Origin of the sequence: Novosphingobium sp. SG751A, assembly GCF_013149295.1 — a bacterium.
In the GTDB taxonomy this organism is placed as follows: domain Bacteria; phylum Pseudomonadota; class Alphaproteobacteria; order Sphingomonadales; family Sphingomonadaceae; genus Novosphingobium.
Genome location: NZ_JABGCB010000011.1, coordinates 156,695 through 172,854, shown reverse-complemented (window position 1 = coordinate 172,854; position 16,160 = coordinate 156,695). Strand labels below are relative to the sequence as shown.

19 protein-coding genes and 1 pseudogene are annotated in these 16,160 nt (G+C 63.5%); 4 read left to right on the top strand and 16 right to left on the bottom strand.

The features are described 5' to 3' along the window. Positions 1 to 25: 25 nt before the first annotated feature. Positions 26 to 352: a hypothetical protein gene (locus tag FHW96_RS16195; RefSeq protein WP_172341610.1), complete on the top strand. Its 327-nt coding sequence runs from the start codon at positions 26 to 28 to the stop codon at positions 350 to 352. Here the strand turns inward: FHW96_RS16195 and FHW96_RS16190 are convergent. The 6 genes from FHW96_RS16190 to rimO all read right to left on the bottom strand — a co-directional run bounded on the left by FHW96_RS16190 (position 349) and on the right by rimO (position 5,905). Continuing rightward, positions 349 to 1,116, bottom strand: coding sequence for a hypothetical protein (locus FHW96_RS16190; protein WP_172341609.1), 768 nt, complete (start codon positions 1,114 to 1,116; stop codon positions 349 to 351). The genes FHW96_RS16195 and FHW96_RS16190 overlap by 4 nt on opposite strands. 2 nt (positions 1,117 to 1,118) lie before the next feature. Continuing rightward, on the bottom strand, positions 1,119 to 2,315 hold the full coding sequence (locus tag FHW96_RS16185) for a toxic anion resistance protein (protein ID WP_172341608.1): 1,197 nt from the start codon (positions 2,313 to 2,315) through the stop codon (positions 1,119 to 1,121). A gap of 65 nt (positions 2,316 to 2,380) precedes the next feature. Beyond that, positions 2,381 to 2,941 (bottom strand): YqgE/AlgH family protein, encoded by a 561-nt coding sequence (locus FHW96_RS16180; protein WP_172341607.1) that lies wholly within the window; start codon positions 2,939 to 2,941, stop codon positions 2,381 to 2,383. 41 nt (positions 2,942 to 2,982) lie between these two features. Beyond that, on the bottom strand, positions 2,983 to 3,501 hold the full coding sequence (locus FHW96_RS16175) for a hypothetical protein (RefSeq protein WP_172341606.1): 519 nt from the start codon (positions 3,499 to 3,501) through the stop codon (positions 2,983 to 2,985). Continuing rightward, positions 3,501 to 4,277 carry a molybdopterin-binding protein gene (locus FHW96_RS16170; RefSeq protein WP_172341605.1) on the bottom strand — a complete coding sequence of 259 codons (777 nt, stop codon included), beginning with the start codon at positions 4,275 to 4,277 and terminating at the stop codon, positions 3,501 to 3,503. The genes FHW96_RS16175 and FHW96_RS16170 overlap by 1 nt, the downstream gene beginning before the upstream one ends. A gap of 245 nt (positions 4,278 to 4,522) precedes the next feature. Further along, complete coding sequence (gene rimO / locus FHW96_RS16165; RefSeq protein ID WP_172341604.1) at positions 4,523 to 5,905, bottom strand: 30S ribosomal protein S12 methylthiotransferase RimO; 1,383 nt, start codon at positions 5,903 to 5,905, stop codon at positions 4,523 to 4,525. Positions 5,906 to 5,979: 74 nt separating this feature from the next. On the opposite strand from rimO, the gene FHW96_RS26265 reads away from it, so the two are divergent. After that, positions 5,980 to 6,339 (top strand): DUF1761 domain-containing protein, encoded by a 360-nt coding sequence (locus tag FHW96_RS26265; RefSeq protein ID WP_253951021.1) that lies wholly within the window; start codon positions 5,980 to 5,982, stop codon positions 6,337 to 6,339. Positions 6,340 to 6,390: 51 nt separating this feature from the next. On the opposite strand, the pseudogene FHW96_RS26260 reads toward FHW96_RS26265, so the two are convergent. The 9 genes and pseudogenes from FHW96_RS26260 to FHW96_RS16120 all read right to left on the bottom strand — a co-directional run. After that, positions 6,391 to 6,582, bottom strand: a pseudogene (locus FHW96_RS26260) (gamma-glutamylcyclotransferase); the annotation flags it as partial. Between the two features lie 79 nt (positions 6,583 to 6,661). Further along, entirely contained in the window at positions 6,662 to 7,699 is a 1,038-nt protein-coding gene (locus tag FHW96_RS16155; protein ID WP_172341603.1) for a M23 family metallopeptidase, read from the bottom strand. Continuing rightward, positions 7,696 to 8,460: a 5'/3'-nucleotidase SurE gene (surE, locus tag FHW96_RS16150; protein ID WP_172341602.1), complete on the bottom strand. Its 765-nt coding sequence runs from the start codon at positions 8,458 to 8,460 to the stop codon at positions 7,696 to 7,698. Before surE ends, FHW96_RS16155 begins: the two co-directional genes overlap by 4 nt. A 139-nt stretch (positions 8,461 to 8,599) precedes the next feature. Next, positions 8,600 to 8,869, bottom strand: a complete 270-nt coding sequence (locus tag FHW96_RS16145; protein ID WP_172341601.1) for a hypothetical protein — start codon at positions 8,867 to 8,869, stop codon at positions 8,600 to 8,602. 66 nt (positions 8,870 to 8,935) lie between these two features. Then, on the bottom strand, positions 8,936 to 10,207 hold the full coding sequence (gene serS / locus FHW96_RS16140; RefSeq protein WP_172341600.1) for a serine--tRNA ligase: 1,272 nt from the start codon (positions 10,205 to 10,207) through the stop codon (positions 8,936 to 8,938). Between the two features lie 122 nt (positions 10,208 to 10,329). Further along, positions 10,330 to 10,524 carry a hypothetical protein gene (locus FHW96_RS16135; RefSeq protein ID WP_172341599.1) on the bottom strand — a complete coding sequence of 65 codons (195 nt, stop codon included), beginning with the start codon at positions 10,522 to 10,524 and terminating at the stop codon, positions 10,330 to 10,332. 101 nt (positions 10,525 to 10,625) lie between these two features. Continuing rightward, positions 10,626 to 10,811: a hypothetical protein gene (locus FHW96_RS16130; protein ID WP_172341598.1), complete on the bottom strand. Its 186-nt coding sequence runs from the start codon at positions 10,809 to 10,811 to the stop codon at positions 10,626 to 10,628. A gap of 81 nt (positions 10,812 to 10,892) precedes the next feature. Continuing rightward, complete coding sequence (locus FHW96_RS16125; RefSeq protein WP_172341597.1) at positions 10,893 to 12,179, bottom strand: dicarboxylate/amino acid:cation symporter; 1,287 nt, start codon at positions 12,177 to 12,179, stop codon at positions 10,893 to 10,895. Between the two features lie 80 nt (positions 12,180 to 12,259). Continuing rightward, a complete protein-coding gene (locus FHW96_RS16120; RefSeq protein ID WP_172341596.1) occupies positions 12,260 to 13,447 on the bottom strand; it encodes a cytochrome P450 in 1,188 nt (395 codons plus the stop codon). A 119-nt stretch (positions 13,448 to 13,566) separates the two neighbouring features. Here FHW96_RS16120 and FHW96_RS16115 point away from each other — a divergent pair, with 119 nt between their 5' ends. Then, entirely contained in the window at positions 13,567 to 14,466 is a 900-nt protein-coding gene (locus tag FHW96_RS16115) for a helix-turn-helix domain-containing protein (protein WP_172341595.1), read from the top strand. Here FHW96_RS16115 and FHW96_RS16110 read toward each other — a convergent pair. Next, complete coding sequence (locus tag FHW96_RS16110) at positions 14,457 to 15,092, bottom strand: TetR/AcrR family transcriptional regulator (protein ID WP_172341594.1); 636 nt, start codon at positions 15,090 to 15,092, stop codon at positions 14,457 to 14,459. The genes FHW96_RS16115 and FHW96_RS16110 overlap by 10 nt on opposite strands. A gap of 103 nt (positions 15,093 to 15,195) precedes the next feature. Between FHW96_RS16110 and FHW96_RS16105 the strand changes: the two genes are divergently transcribed. Beyond that, positions 15,196 to 16,125: an MBL fold metallo-hydrolase gene (locus FHW96_RS16105; protein WP_172341593.1), complete on the top strand. Its 930-nt coding sequence runs from the start codon at positions 15,196 to 15,198 to the stop codon at positions 16,123 to 16,125. The last annotated feature ends 35 nt before the right edge of the window (positions 16,126 to 16,160 follow it).

The window sequence follows — 16,160 nt, the reverse complement described above, 5'->3', positions numbered from 1 at the left end:
TTGTGCGGCGCAGCATAGAAGGCTCATGCTGCATATCGCTGATTATGGCCGCCTGATGGACTGGATCGTGGACACTTTCGCGCCCACGCAGGCCGACAAGATCGTCCACACCTATGTCGGTCTGGCGATCTGGCTGGCGGCGGGGGTGGTGCTGCGGCGGCCTTTGGCCTCGCGCTGGCCGCTGATCGCGGTGATCGCGGCAGAGACCCTTAATGAGCTCTACGATTATTTCTTTCGCACGCTCTGGTCATGGCAAGACACCAAGGGCGATATGCTCGCCACTTGGTTCTGGCCCTTCGTGCTGTTTGCGGCGCTGCGTTGGTTGCCCTGGCTGAGCGCGCGCCGGGATTAACCTTCTGGCGTATCGCCATATTTATAATCGATAAACCGGTTCTGGATCGCCAGCGCGTCCAGCTTGCCCTCGGCCAGTTGGCGCGTCACGCTGTCCAGCTCCCCGCTCAGCCGGGTCAGGCTCTCGCTCAATTGCTGATCCGGGCTGCTGCCGGCATGGGCCTGTCCGCGCAGCGAAGGCGGCACAGCGGTATAGGCGTTGACCAGTGCGGGCAGATGTTCGCCCACCAATTGCCGGACCTGCCCCACGGCGGGCGCATTTTCATCCACCCGGTCAAGCTGCAGCGCCAGCCCATCCAGTTGTCCGCCGATCCGCCCGACCAGATCGAGCGCCGGGGCGGGCAGGGCGGCCCGCTGCGCTTCCAGCCAGACCTGCGTTTGCCCCACCAACTGGCGCGCAGGCGCGGCGCGCAGCGTTTCAAGGCTGGGCACAGGCACCGCGCGGTTGCGCATCAGCATCCAGATCACCGCCACCAGCACCGCCGCCACCGCGCCATAGGACAGCCAGCCCAGCAGATGCACAATGCCGGAGAGCAGGCCGATCACCAGATTGACCAGCATGATCGCCACCACCATACTGAGCACCAGCGCGGCGGCCTTGCGCTTTTGCCCGCTGCGGCGCAGCGCGGCCGAACGCTGGCCGATGGGCTTGCCCGTGGCGATGCGCCGCCCGCCCGCCCGCTGATCGTTGAGCGAGGCGCGTGCGGCGGCCAGAATGGCGTCGCTGTTATGGGCGGAACCGCCATTATTGCTATTGGCGGCCATGCTTATCCTTCAAGGCTGAGCAGCGAGGGGCCGTCATGGGCCACCTGCGCCGAGGACTGGCCCTGCGCGCGGGCGATATAGCCCTTCGACTTTTCGACCTCGGCCGACAGCGTGTTGACGGTCTGCTTCATCGAATCGAGCGCCTTCACCTTGAACGTGTCGATCGTGTCCATCGTGTCATAGATGTTCTGGAACGCGCGTTGCAGGGTTTCGACGGGGATCGTGCTGGCGGCGGCCTGCTGGTGGATCTGGCCGGTCTGTTCTTTCAGCAGGGTGCTGGTCGAATCGATGATATTGGCGGTGGTTTCATTGAGCGCCGTGATTTGTTGCAGCACAAGGCGCTGGTTGGTCATCGCCTGCGCCACGGTCACCGCCGTGCGCAACGCCGCCACCGTGGTCGTGCCGGCGCGGTCCACGCCCTTGACCAGTTCGACATTGTTCTTCTTGACCAGATCGAGCGCCAGATAGCCCTGCACCGTCACGGCCATTTGCGTGAGCAGATCCTGCGTGCGCTGGCGCGTGTAGAACAGGGCGGATTCGCGCAAAGCCTTGGCCTTGGCCGGATCGGTGGCGTCCAGGTCGCCCGCCTTGTCCTCGATCTTCTCGTCCAGCTTCTTGGAGATATGGATCATCTGTTCCAGATTTCCCATCGCCTCCCACAGCTTGGCGCGCTCGACGTCGATGGCGGCATTGTCCATCAACAGCTCGTCCTTGCCGCTGGCCAGCTTGTCGAGGATCGCCTTGATATGGCCCTGGCTCGACACATAGCCGTCGAAGTATTTCTGCATCGAATTGCCAAAGGGGATGAGGCCGAACAGCTTCTTGCCCGGCGACAATTTGCCCGCCTTGGCCGGATCGAGCGCCTCGACCGTGCGGCGCAATTCGATCAGATTGGCGCCCACGCCCTGATCCTTGTCCATCGCGCGCACAGGCCGGTCGAGAAAGCGGTTCGACATGCCCGAGGCCGCCGCGATTTCCTTGCGGCCCATGCTGGTCAACTGGTCCACACGCTTGCCGAATTCGGGCGAATTGGTGTCCTGCGCGATCAGATCGGCGATGAAGCTGTCGACCTTTTCATCCAGCTTGCTCTTCTGTTCGGCGGCCAGCGGGACAAGGCCCGCGGCCTGCGCAGGCGCCACCACCGGCACCGGATCGGGCGGGGTCAGCGTGATTGCCGGGCTTTCAAGCGTGCTCGCCATGACTATCCTCTTTGCTCAGATCTCGTGTATTATGAATATAACACGGTTGACGCAAGGCGCAAACCCTATGCCTGCCCGGTGACATTGGTCAGATGGGCTGGGTCGATCCCCTCGGCCCGCCATGCCGCGCTCCATCGCGCCTCAACCGGATGGTTGAACAGGATCGCGCCGCGCCCTTCGGCGGCATACCAGCCATGCTGGCGCATTTCGGCGTCCAACTGCGCCTCGCCCCATCCGGCATAACCCAGCGCGACCAGCCAGCGCGCCGGTCCGCGCCCTTCGGCAATCGCGGCCAGAATGTCGCGGCTGCCCGTCAGGCTCCACTGATCGCTGACCAGCAGCGTGCCTTCGCCCTTCCAGTCTGGGCTGTGCAGGACAAAGCCGCGTTGGGGCTCGACCGGGCCGCCGTGATGCACTTCGCAATCGGGGGCCATCCCGGTCGGAATATTGAGATCATCGAGCAGATTGTGCAGCGTGACGCCTTCGAGCACCTGGCCCACGCCAATGCCCAGCGCGCCATCCTTGTCATGCATGCACAGCGCCAGCACCGCTTCTTCAAAGCGCGGATCAGGCATGCCGGGCATGGCCAGCAGCAGGCGTCCGGCAAGGGATTGCGCTTCAATCATCAGCTAAAGGTAAGCGGGAAAGGACAATTCTGCAAGCTGCGCTATTTACCGATTACCGCAGGCGTATAGCATTCGAGCACCAGCGCCAGCGGCGAACCATCGGGCAGGCGCAGCAGCGCGCGATGCGACAGCACGGTATCACGCGGGCAACCGGGCGCCGCCCCGCGCACCGCCCCCAGCCTTTCGCGGGTAAAGCCCAGCGGGCCCGCCACCTTGCCAAAAGGTGTGTCGGTGGTGTCCAGCGTCTGGTTCATCGCCGGGGTCAGCCTTTGGCGCGCATACCAATTATGCGCCTCGGACAGAACCTTGGCGCCGCAGGACAGGCGAACATGGCGATAGGCCGGTTCCTGATCCTCTGGCAGCTTGAGCGTCTCGTCCAGATCGGGCGGTGGCATGGTGTCCTCGCCCTTGACCTGCGCGGCTGTTATCCGCGCCGGATCGGCCAGATGCTGCGCGCCGCACCATTGGCCCAGCGCGGCGGTCGCGCTGTCCTGCGCGGACAGTGTGGCCTCAAACGCCGAAAGCGCCCCGGCATGGGCCAGCAGCAGCGCCAGAAGCATCAGATCCCGCCCAGCACCGGATCGCGCCCCATCGCCTCCAGCGCCGCCGACAGAGCCGTGACGCAGGCGGCCAGTTGCTCGGCATCGGTCGACCGGATCACGAAATTCGAGCCCGTGCGCCCATCGCGAAAAAAGGGATAGGAGCCGATCGAGACGCCCACATGGTCCTTTTCAGTCTGGGCCAGCAATTGCACCACCTCGCTCTCGCCTACCCAGCAGCCGACCGTTTCGGCCAGCACCGGCAGGCCGCCCTCCAGCGATCCGGTGAGCGCATCAAGCATGCCCGCCGTAATCATCGGCACGCCCGCCATGATATAAATATTGCCCCAATGGATGCCAGGTGCGCCCGAATAGCGGTTGGGAATGAGCCCCGCCCCCTCGGGAACGCGGGCCATGCGCAGGCGCATCTCGGTCAATTCGCTGCCGCGCGAGGCATAGTAATCAGCCAGAATCTGGCGCGCCTCGGGGTGGACCACCACCGGTACGCCCAGAGCCTGCGCAATCGCATCCACCGTGATGTCATCATGCGTCGGGCCGATGCCGCCGGTGGTGAAGAGATAGTCGTTGCGCACGCGCAAGCTGTTGACCGCCTCGACAATCGCGTCCGTATCGTCGGCCACCACGCGTACTTCGCGCAGGCGGATGCCCTGAACCCCCAACCAGCTCGCGATTTGGGCAATATTCTTGTCCTGCGTGCGGCCGGAAAGGATTTCGTCGCCAATCACCACCAGCGCAGCGGTGAAGATGCGGGGCGAGGGAGAAGCTGATTCATCCATGTCCACAGGGGTAAGCAGACTGGCACGGCGCGGCAAGGCGGGAAAAAGGGCAAAACTGTGCAAATCTTGCCAGAATCCAATGAGGGCTACGGATTGCGGGCAAAAAAAACCCGGCCGGAGCCGGGCTTTGGAAGTTTTGGGAGAGGATGCCTAAAAGGCCCGCTCCTTAAGCCTGACAACGCTGACTATTGCAATTGCGAAAACTGCGTATATGATTGCATAAAGTGCAACGAAACAGTTGACTGCTATGCAATCACCCCAAAAAGGTCATGCGCATCAGCATCTTCGATCAGAACATCAACGATGTCGCCCGACTTCAGATCCTGCGGCACATCGCGCAAAAGCACCTGTCCGTCGATCTCTGGGGCATCGGCCTGGCTGCGGCCGGTGGCGCCCATGTCGCCGTCTTCGTCGGGTTCGCCCACTTCGTCGATGATGACGCGAATCACGCGGCCCACCTTGGCCTGAAGCCGCGCGGCGCTGATCGCCTCGGTCTTTTCCATCAGGCGGGCGAAACGCTCCTCCTTGACCGCTTCGGGCACCGCGCCGGGCAGGTCATTGGCGGTGGCGCCCTCAACCGGCTCAAATCGGAAAGCGCCCACACGGTCCAATTGCGCTTCGTCCAGCCAGTCGAGCAGATATTGGAAATCCTCCTCCGTCTCGCCGGGGAAGCCGACCACGAAGGACGAGCGAATCGCCAGATCGGGGCAGATCTCGCGCCACTTCTTGATGCGTTCGAGAACCCGCGCTTCGTTGGCGGGACGCTTCATCGCGCGCAGCACATTGGGCGCGGCGTGCTGGAAGGGAATGTCGAGATAGGGCGTGATCAGCCCCTGCGCCATCAGCGGGATGACATCATCGACATGCGGATAGGGATAGACATAATGCAGACGCACCCACGGGGCCTCGCCCTCGGGGGTGCGAAGCTGCCCCAGTTCGCGGGCCAGATCGGTCATGTGGGCGCGGACCTCGCGGTCCTTCCACGTGCGGCTTTCATGGCGAATATCCACGCCATAGGCCGAGGTGTCCTGCGAGATGACCAGCAGTTCCTTGGTCCCCGCGGCCACCAGCTTTTCAGCCTCGCGCAGCACCGCGTCGATGCGGCGGCTGGCCAGTTTGCCGCGCAGTTGCGGGATGATGCAGAAGGAGCAGGAATGGTTGCAACCCTCTGAAATCTTGAGATAGGAATAGTGGCGCGGGGTCAGCTTGACTTCGCCATCGGCGCCGGCTGGGATCAGATCGACGAAAGGCCCGCGCGTGGGCGGGGCGGCCTCGTGCACGGCATCGACCACCTGTTCATACTGATGCGCGCCGGTCACGGCCAGCACATCGGGAAAACGCGCGCGGATCACCTCGGCCTCATTGCCCATACAGCCGGTCACGATCACGCGGCCATTTTCGGCAATCGCCTCGCCGATTGCAGCCAGAGATTCCTCCTTGGCCGAATCGAGAAAGCCGCAGGTGTTGACCAGCACCACGTCCGCCCCGACATAATCGGGCGCAAACGCATAGCCATCGGCACGCAGGCGGGTCAGGATGCGTTCGCTGTCGACCAGCGCCTTGGGGCAGCCGAGGCTGACCATGCCAACCTTGGGAGATTCGGGAATTTTTGTCAGCTTGTCACTCATGGGCTGCGCCCCTACTCTAAAATGGCGAATAAGGCCAGTTGCGGCGAATCCGACCGTGCAAAGAAGGAAAGTTGATGGGTCCGGTAAACTGGATGGCGGTGGTGGTGTCGGCGCTGGTGGCGGGCTTGCTGGCCTATCCGTGCTATGGCCTTTGGCGAGTGCGACAGATGCCCGCGCCGCGCAGCTTTCTGGCCATGCTCTTTCCAGCCGCGCTGATCGGGCATAATTTTGCGCGGCTCGGCGCAGAAGCGCTGGCGGCAAAGCCAAAGCTTTACTGGATGATGTCAGGCGGTTGGGCTCTGGCTATCGTAATCCCGATCGGGGTTGTTCTGTACAGCCGCCATGCCCTGCGCGGGCGCGAAGCATGGGCGGATGCGACCTATGTTCTGGTCGCCTTCATGGCGATGGGCACGGTGTTCTGGGCGATGGCCTAAGGCCTGGCGCGCGGCATAGATGAAGGCGGGGATCTCCTCGCCATCGACCCGGACCATGATCGTCCGGCGTTCATAACCCTCGCCCTCAAGCGCATCGAGGCGCGCCCAGTGATCGGGCAGGGCGGGCGATTCGAACAGATCGACCGCCACCTCGCCCTCATCCCCCGGCACCAGCGCGGGATAGCCCAAAGCCGCCCCCCAGCCGGTTCCACCAGCTGCCCGCGCACCGCCCCGCGCCGCCATACACCGGGCAGATCGGCCAGTTGGTGATGGTTCGGCTTGCCCGGCGCCAGCGTGCCATAGGTGGCCAAACGGGACTGGCTCATCGAGCGGGCTTGTTCACGGCAGGCGTCTTGCCCTCGCCCTTCTTGCCATCTTCGGGCTTTTCGGTTTTGGCGGGCTTTTCGGCCTTGTCGCCCTTGGCCACATCGCGGCGGGGCAGCAGCGGCAGCGGGTTGACCGGATCGTCATTGCGGCGGATCTCGAAATGCAATTCGTCGCGCGTGGCCCGGCCCGAATGGCCGACAAGGCCCACCCGCTCATGCGCCTTGACGCTGTCGCCGCGCTTGACCGTCAGCTTCGAGAGGAAACCATAGGCGGTCTGCCATCCCTTGCCATGGTCGATCACCACCAGATTGCCGAAACTGTCCGGTTCGCGCCCGGCAAAGATCACCTCGCCCGGCGCGCTGGTGCGCACAGCCTCGCCCTCGGGCGCGACAATATCGAGCCCGTTGTGGAAATCGCCGCCGCCCATGTCGCGGCTCTTGGCCACGAAACCGCGCCGCATCCGCCCTTCCAGCGGCCAAAGGAAGCGAGGTTTGGCATCGGTCTTGGCTTCGCTCTCGGGCGCGGCCTCATCGGCAGACTGATCCGCCTTGCCCGCATCCGCCTTGGCCATATCCGCTTTGCCCGCGCCATCAGGCTTCAGCACGGTGGGGATCAGCAGTTTCTGTCCCTCACGCAGCCGCGCATTGGGTTCCAGCCCATTGGCCACCGCGATTGAAGGATAGGACACGCCATAGCGATAGGCGATGTCGAAACCGGTCTCGCCCGCCTTGACCACATGGTGGCGTGTACGCGGCAGAAACAGTTTTTGCCCGGCATGGACGGCGTAATGGGGCGCCTTGAGGTGGTTGGCCTCGATGATCAGGACCTTGGGCACCTTGGCCCGGTTCGCGATCCCACCCAGCGTTTCACCCGGCACCACCACATGCTCGCTCTCTTCCTCCAGCGGCAGCGGCGAGGGCAGATCGCCCTCGGCGCGGGGGCGGCTCTTGGCCGTCTGCGCCCAAGCGCCGGGCGCGCCGATGATCAGCGAACCCGCCACCAGCGCGGCCATGCGCCAATGCGCTTTGCTCATTGAGCGAACCGCCCGGCCAGCGCGGCCAGCGAGGCGTCATGCGTCAGATCGAGCTGAAGCGGGGTGACCGAGATGAAGCCGTCGGCAATCGCCTCAAGATCGGTGCGGTGGCCCAGCGTATGTTCGATACCGTGCAGGCCGAACCAGAAATAGGGATAGCCGCGCGGGTCGATGCTTTCGACCACCGATCCGCGGGCGTAATCGTGAAAGCCCTGGCGCACGACGCGGATGCCCTGAACATCACCGGCGCGCAGGGGCGGGAAATTGACATTGACCAGCGTGCGCGGCGCAAAGGGCGTGTCGATCAACGGGCGCAGCACCTTCTCGCCCCATTGCTCGGCGGCGTCGAAGGAGACATCGTCGCCCACGCCTTCCTTGGAATAGACCTGAGATAGCGCGATCGAGCGGATGCCCGCCAGCGTCCCCTCCATCGCGGCCGAGACCGTGCCCGAATAGGTTACGTCATCGCCCAGATTGGCGCCGCGATTGACGCCCGACAGGATCAGATCGGGCGCCTCGGGCAAGACCTTGCGCAGGGCCAGTGTGACCGAATCGGTGGGCGTACCGGTGACCGAAAAGCGGCGCTCGCCATGACAGCGCAGCCGCACCGGGCGCGTCAGCGTCAGGCTGTGTCCGGCCCCCGATTGCTCCTCGGAAGGCGCCACGATCCAGATGTCGTCGGAAAGGGTGCGCGCAATGGCTTCCAGAACCTTGAGGCCGGGCGCGTGAATCCCGTCGTCATTGGTCAGGAGGATGCGCATGCCTTGGCCCTTTCATTAAGAAATCAACCACCCGGCCTTACAGCCAAGCGCGCCGCCCCGCAACGAAAGCAGGACGGCGCGACAGGGATTTCTTGGCCGATTTGGCGGTCAGATTTCCAAAATGGGCCAGTCTTGGGGGTCAAATATGTTTTTTGGCCGCCTTGGCGGCATCATCGACCGCATCATCGACCGCATCGTCGGCCTTGTCTGCGGCCTTGTCGATGGCTTTGCCGATCTGGTCGGCGGTGTGGTCGATGGCGTTGCTTTTGGCGGTTTCGCTGGCATCATACCGGTTAAAGAGGACCAGTCCGCCCACCAGCACCGCCAGCAGCAGAATGACCAGCAGGATGGTGCCGGTGCTGCTTCTTTCGACCACGATGATCCGGGGTTCGCTCCGCTGTTCTGTCATGGCCTGCGCTCCTTTGCTGCCGATGCCTGATGGAAGAGGCACCGGCGGCAAAGGTTCCATGATCGGTTAGAGCGCGGTGACGCGATCCAGCCCGCCCATATAGGGGCGCAGCACCTCGGGAATGGTCACCGAGCCATCTTCGTTCTGATAGTTTTCGAGGATCGCCACCAGCGTGCGGCCCACGGCAAGGCCCGAACCGTTGAGCGTGTGGACGAATTTAGTGCCCTTTTCACCCGCCGGCCGATAGCGGGCATTCATGCGGCGCGCCTGAAAATCGCCGCAGTTCGAGCAGGAACTGATCTCGCGATACTTGCCCTGACCCGGCAGCCAGACTTCGAGGTCATAGGTCTTGCGCGCGGAAAAGCCCATGTCGCCGCTGCACAGCAGCATCCGGCGATAGGGCAGGCCAAGGCTTTGCAGGATATGTTCGGCAGCCCCCGTCATGCGTTCGTGTTCATCATCGCTCTGTTCGGGCGTGGTGATGGAGACGAGTTCGCATTTGTCGAACTGATGCTGGCGGATGAGGCCGCGCGTGTCCTTGCCCGCCGCGCCCGCTTCGCTGCGGAAGCACAGGGTCAGCGCAGTGAAGCGCAAGGGCAGGTCGCCATCGAGGATCTGTTCGCGCACAAGGTTGGTCAGCGACACTTCGGCGGTGGGGATCAGCCAGCGGCCGTCGGTGGTGGCAAACAGGTCTTCGGCAAACTTGGGCAATTGCGCGGTGCCGAAAAGCGCGTCGTCGCGCACCAGCACGGGCGGCACGACTTCCTGATAGCCGAAGGTTTCGGTGTGGGTGTCGAGCATGAACTGGCCGATGGCGCGGTTGAGGCGCGCAATCGGCCCGCGCAGATAGGCAAAGCGCGCGCCCGAAACGACCTGCGCGCTTTCGAAATCGAGGCCCAGCGGGGCGCCAATGTCGAAATGCTCCCTGGCCCCCTCGATGGTGCGCGGTTCGCCCCAGCGGGCCACTTCGGCATTGTCATTCTCGTCTGCGCCCTGCGGCACTTCATCAACGGGCAGGTTGGGGATCGTGGAGAGCAGATCAACCAGCACCTTGTCGGCGGCGCGCTTGGCTTCCTCCTTGGCAGGCAGATCGACCTTGATCGCCTCGACCTCGGCCTTGAGCGCAGCCGCGCCCTCCTTGTCACCCTTGCCCATCAGCGCGCCGATCTGCTTTGACGCCGCATTGCGCGTCGCCAGCATCGTGTCCACCGAGGTCTGTGCCGAGCGCGCGTCTGCGTCCGCCTTAAGAATGGTGGCCGAAAGCGGCTCAAGACCACGGCGCGCAAGGCCGGCGTCAAAAGCTGCGGGGTTTTCGCGGATGAATCGAATGTCGTGCATAGGGTAAGGCGGGTATGGGGTGGGCCGGTTTTGGTCAAGTCCCTATGGGGATTGCGCCTTCAGCCCCGGCCATCCGGCCTGTTGTCTCAGGCGGGCGTTGAAGCCCGCCGCATCACAAATTCTCAATCGCGGGTGCGGTCGCAGAAGGAGCGCAGCCGGTCCTCATCCACTTCATTCTGAACATCGACCCGAATCTTGCCCAGAAAATTGCGGATTTCCACTTCGCCCAGATTGTTGCCGTCGCCGATCCACTTTTCGATGTCGGTAATCTGTGTGCGGTCAACGGTGAAAGACTTAAAAGGGATTGGCGCACTCATGGCAATTTCCTCGATGTTTTATGAAAAGGCTAAATCATGATCATCGTTTGGCCATGTCCTGTATAGGTGATTCTGGTTACCAACGGATTAAGTGGTGGTACTTATAGTTGGTGGGCAAGAGGTGCCTCCGGCGGGCAAAGGGCGGGGGCCCTTTGCAATCCTGTTAATGGGTGATGTTTGGTTTGCTGTGGTGGGTTTTGGGCGATGGTTTCTAAAGCCTGCGGCGCGACGATCTTGCGCTGCATGGCGTCGCAGGCTTTTATTTTCCCAATGCTGCGCCGAGCCATTGCGGCCGATCCATGGCGCAACAAAACCATTAATGGGATCGCCAAGGGACGAGTCCCCTGGCCCGCCGGAGGCAAACCCTTTTACCCCTTCAACGCCGCATCCAACGCCGCCTTGTCCAGCTTCCCCTCCCAGCGCGCGACCACGACCGTGGCCACCGCATTGCCGACGAAATTGGTAAGGCTGCGGCATTCGGACATGAAGCGATCGACGCCAAGGATCAGCGCCATGCCCGCCACCGGCACGGATGGCACGATGGAAAGCGTGGCCGCCAGCGTGATGAAGCCCGCGCCCGTCACCCCCGCCGCGCCTTTGGACGACAGCATGGCCACGCCCAGCAAGAGCGCCTGCTGCCCCAGTGTCAGGTCCACATTGCACGCCTGCGCGATGAAGAGCGCGGCCAAAGTCATGTAGATATTCGTGCCGTCGAGGTTGAACGAATAGCCCGTCGGCACGACGAGTCCCACCACCGCCTTGGGGCATCCTGCGCGCTCCATTTTTTCGATCAGCGCAGGCAGCGCGCTTTCCGAGGAGGACGTGCCCAGTACAAGCAGCAGTTCGGATTTGAGATAGGCCAGCAGACGGAAAATCGAAAAGCCCGCAAACCGCCCCACGATCCCCAGCACCACGATCACAAACAGCAGCGAGGTCAGGTAGAACGTGGCCACCAGCCCGACCAGATGGGCCAGACTGTGAACGCCATATTTGCCGATGGTAAAGGCCATCGCGCCAAAGGCCCCCAGCGGCGCTGCCTTCATCACGATGGAGACCAGCCGGAAAAAGACCGTCGAAACATCCTCCAGCACGCCCAGCACCCGTTCGCCCGCATCGCCCACCGAGGCCAGCGAGACGCCGAACAGGATCGCCACCACCAGCACTTGCAGGATATTGCCATCGGTCAGCGCCGAGACATAGGTTTCGGGCACCATCGCATTGATAAAGCCCATGATCGAGCTTTCATGCGCCTTGGCGGCATAATCGGCCACCTTGCTGGCGTCGAGCGATGCCGGGTCGATATTCAGCCCCGCGCCGGGGCGCACCGTATTGGCCACGATGAGGCCCACGATCAGCGCCAGCGTCGAAAAGGTGAAGAAATAGGCAAAAGCCTTGGCTGCCACGCGCCCCACCGAGGACAGATCGCGCATGCCCGCAATGCCCGTCACGATGGTCAGAAAGATAACCGGCGCGATCACCATCTTGACCAGCTTGATGAAAATATCGCCCAGCGGCTTCATCGCCTCGCCCGCATCGGGGGCGAAATGGCCAAGGGCCACGCCCGCAGCAATCGCCATCAGCACTTGCGCATAAAGGTGGCCATACCAGCGCTTGGTCGCCGGCTCGGCCAGGGTGGAAATGTCAGGAATATGCATGGAGGCCTTTCGCGCATCGATTTGCCCCCATGATAGCGGCTGAACCCATGCGCGAAAGGGGGCTGGCTACGCCTTATCGCTTATCCGCGCCGCAGCAGGAGTTTGCTGGGGCTGCGGAAATTGGAGGATGGCACCCAGTCGAGCTTCTCATCGACGCGGGTGAATTCGGGCACGGCGGTCAGGAATTCTTCAAACAGGATCTGAACCGCCACCCGCGCCAGCATTGAGCCGAGGCAGGCGTGAACCCCGCCGCCAAAGCCCAGATGGCGCTTGGGCCGCCTTGTGATGTCATAGGCGTCGGGCTCGTTGAACACGGCGCTGTCGCGGTTGGCCGAGCCATAGGCCAGCATGATGAAATCACCCGCTTTGATGGTCTGCCCATGCAATTCGATATCCTGCGTCGCACAACGCTTGAACCGCTGGGCCGAGGTGTTGAAGCGCAAGCTCTCCTCGATGGCATCGGGCAGCAGCGAGAGATCGGCGCAGATCGCGCGGCGCGCTTGCGGAAAATCGGCCATGTTCAGCGCGAACATGCCCATAAAGCCCGACAGCGATTCAATCCCCGCCATGATCAGCGTGGTGACGGTCAGCTGCACTTCCTTGTCGAGCAGCTTTTCGCCGTCGATTTCGGCGGTGATGAAGTTGGAGAGCAGATCGTCGCCCGGATTGGCCTTGCGCTCCTGCACGATGCGCTGCGCATAATCGGCCATCCATTGGAAAGCGGCCAGATGGGCGGGGCTCTTTTGCCGCGTGACCGGATCGGTCTGGACCATCAGCACGGCATTGTCGCGCACTTTATCGGCATTTTCAGGCGGCAGGGCAAAGAGATAGAAGATGAGGTCAAGCGTGACCGCGCCGCCCAGTTCGCCCACGAAATCGAACACATCCTTGCCCTCGATGGCCGCCAGATGTTTGCGCACCGAGGCGCGCGCCGGTTCGATCACATGGTCGAGCGCCCGCTTCGTCATTGCCGATTGCACCAGCGCGCGCAGGCGGTCATGGCGCGGCGGATCGCTGCTGCCCAGCGTTGCCCCCGCGCGGCCGGGAAATTCGTTGATGAGGTTGCCCTTGGCCGAAGAATAGAGCCGCCAGTTCTGCAAGGCGTTCAAAATATCCTCATGGCGCGAGAGCACCCACATGCCCGCTTCCTCGCTCCAGAAACAGGGATGTTCCTCGCGCAGGACTTTATAGGCGGGATAAGGATCGGCGTCATTTTGCGGCGAATAGGGATCGAAGCGGAATGACTGATCCAGCGTCAGCTCGCTCATCTTGCATATCCTCTCATGGTTTCTATGCCGCCATGATTGCCATGGACGCGGGCCCTGCGTGAGGCGCGCGCCGCGCAAGCTCTTGCACTTTTCGATCAATCGGCGCAGGTTTTGGCCCCATGGCAAACAGGCATCAGATCCGCCGCTATGCGCTTTATGGCGAGGGCAATCATGCGATTGCCCCGGAATTCCTGCATATCGAAACCATCTCGGCCCGGTCCAGCCAGCATGAGTGGACGATTTCGCCCCATGCCCATCCTGGTATTTTTCAACTTCTTCTGCTTGATGGCGGCCATGGCGATCTGGTCGATGATACCGGCATTACCCGGCTCGATCCGGTCAGCCTGGTGGTGGTGCCCTCGGGCTGCGTCCATGCGTTCCGCTTTTCCACCGACGCGCAAGGCTGGGTGCTCTCGCTGGCCGATGCGCTGCTGCATGATCGGCGGCTGGCGGGCTTGCTGGGCGATGGTGGGCTGGCCGGGCATGGCGCGCGCCATCGTCGCCTGCCTGCTGCCTCGGCGCGGCGACTCGGCTGGCTGATGGCCGACCTGGCGCAGGGCGCGGCCGAGGGCGCGGGGATGTTGCCCGCCTCGCTGGTGGCGCATCTGGCGCTGGTGCTGGCGCTGGCCGCTGAGGGCCTGAGCGCCGCGCCAGGTCCGCCACGCAGCGGGCATGACGCGTTGGTCGCCCGTTTTAAAGCCTTGGTCGAGGCGCATTATACCCAAGGCTGGGGCGTGCAGGATTACGCCGCCCAACTGGCCACCACCGCGCCCACGCTGACCCGCGCCTGCCGCGCCGTGCTGGATCAGGCCCCCGCCGAAGTGGTGCAGCAACGCCTGCTGCTCGAAGCGATGCGCCTGCTCACCTATACTGCCAGCAGCATAGGCCAGGTCGCATCCACGCTGGGCTTTGCCGATCCGGCCTATTTCGCCCGCTTCTTCAAATCACGCACCGGGCGCACCGCTTCGGATTTCCGCGAGAGCCGGGCATGGGTGGCCGGCGCCGCATTTCAAATGTAGTGCCGGATTTCCCGGATGAACAGGTCGACGTCGATGGGTGGGCTGGCCTGATTCAGACAGGCGGGAAAGAAGATTTCAGAAAAGAACAGGCTGCGCAATAACAGGCCGATCTGGCGCGCCGCCGCCGCCGGATTGGCCGAACCCAGCCGGGCAAAAATCGGCTCCCATCTTGTTTGCCGCGCCAGCATGACATTTTCGACCAGTTGCATCAGTTCCGGATCGCGCCGCGCCATCAGGAAACATTCATAGCGCGCCAGCACGAATGTATCGCGCGCCTGACTGGCCACCCATTGCCACATTTCAAAGCAGCATTGCGCCACCACCTCGACACTGGGCTTCTCGCCGCACAGCGCCTCGATGCGGTCAACGATCTGGTCCATCTGTCGTGCATCGCGGGCAAAGACCGTGCGGATGGCCATCGCCACCAGATCCTCGCGTCGCCGGAAATAGGCCGATGTCGTGCCCTCTGGCAGACCAAGATGGCGGTCGAGCGCGCGATGGGTAAAGCCCCGGCTGCCATATTCGCCCAGCACTTCGAGCGCGGCCTGCGCCAGATCCTCGCGCCGGTTGCCTTTGGTTGCGCCTTTGTCGCGGGCGCGCGGAATGGGTGGGGCCAGATCGGTCATGTTGCGTCCGTTTTGCCCTGCCCGACCTTGCTTGACAAGGATAGGTGTATTCTACAAATGTAGAAGTCGCAAAGCGGCGGGCGAAACCCGCGAAAGGAGAGCGATGAAGAAGCACCGGATCGGCAGAGGACTGGCCATGGCGGCCCTGATGATGGCGCAAGGGGCATGGGCGGCGGAATCACCCGCCCCGACGGTTTCGGGCAATCGCTTGGTCCTGCTGGGCACGGGCGGCGGGCCGGGCGGGCGGGCGGATCGCTCGGGCATCGCCACCTTGCTGGAGGTTGGCGGCCATCGCTATCTGATTGACGCGGGCGGCGGCGTGTCGCGCCAACTGGCGCTGGCGGGTGTGGCCGAGCGCGATGTGCCGCTGGTGTTCCTGACCCATCTGCATGACGATCATTACGCGGGCCTGCTCAGCCTCGCCAGCTTTGCCTGGTCGACGCGGGGGGCGGGGATGCAGTTGCTGGGGCCTGCGGGCACGGTTGACCTTGCCCATGCCCTTGGCGCGGTGATGGAGGTCAACGCCCGCATCCGCAACGCCGAATCGGGACAGGACCGCCCGGTCGCGGGCTTCCTTGCGGCGCGCGATCTGTCGCCGGGCGCGGGCTTTGCCGACGGCACCGTGCGCGTGACGGCCTTGGCCAACAGCCATTACACGCTGATGGACAAGAGCCGCGCGCCGGGGGCGCAATCGCTCTCCTATCGCTTTGAGGCGGGCGGCAAGGCGGTGGTCTTTACCGGCGATACCGGCCCCATGGCGGGCTTGGCCGAATTTGCGCGCGGGGCCGACGTGCTGGTGGCCGAAATGGCCACCGCCGCCGACCGCGCGATGGTGCCGCCCCCGGTTCAGCGCCACATGGATGTCGAACATCTCTCGCCCGCGCAGGTGGGCGATCTGGCCACGCAGGCGGGCGTGCGCAAGCTGGTGCTGAGCCATGTGGGCAAGGTGGACGAGGCCGATCTGGCGCAGGTGCGCACCCATTATGCCGGGCCGGTGGTGCTGGGCGCCGATTTGCAGAGCATCGCATTTTGAAAACAACCGGCGCGGGCAAAAGGCCGCGCCGGAAA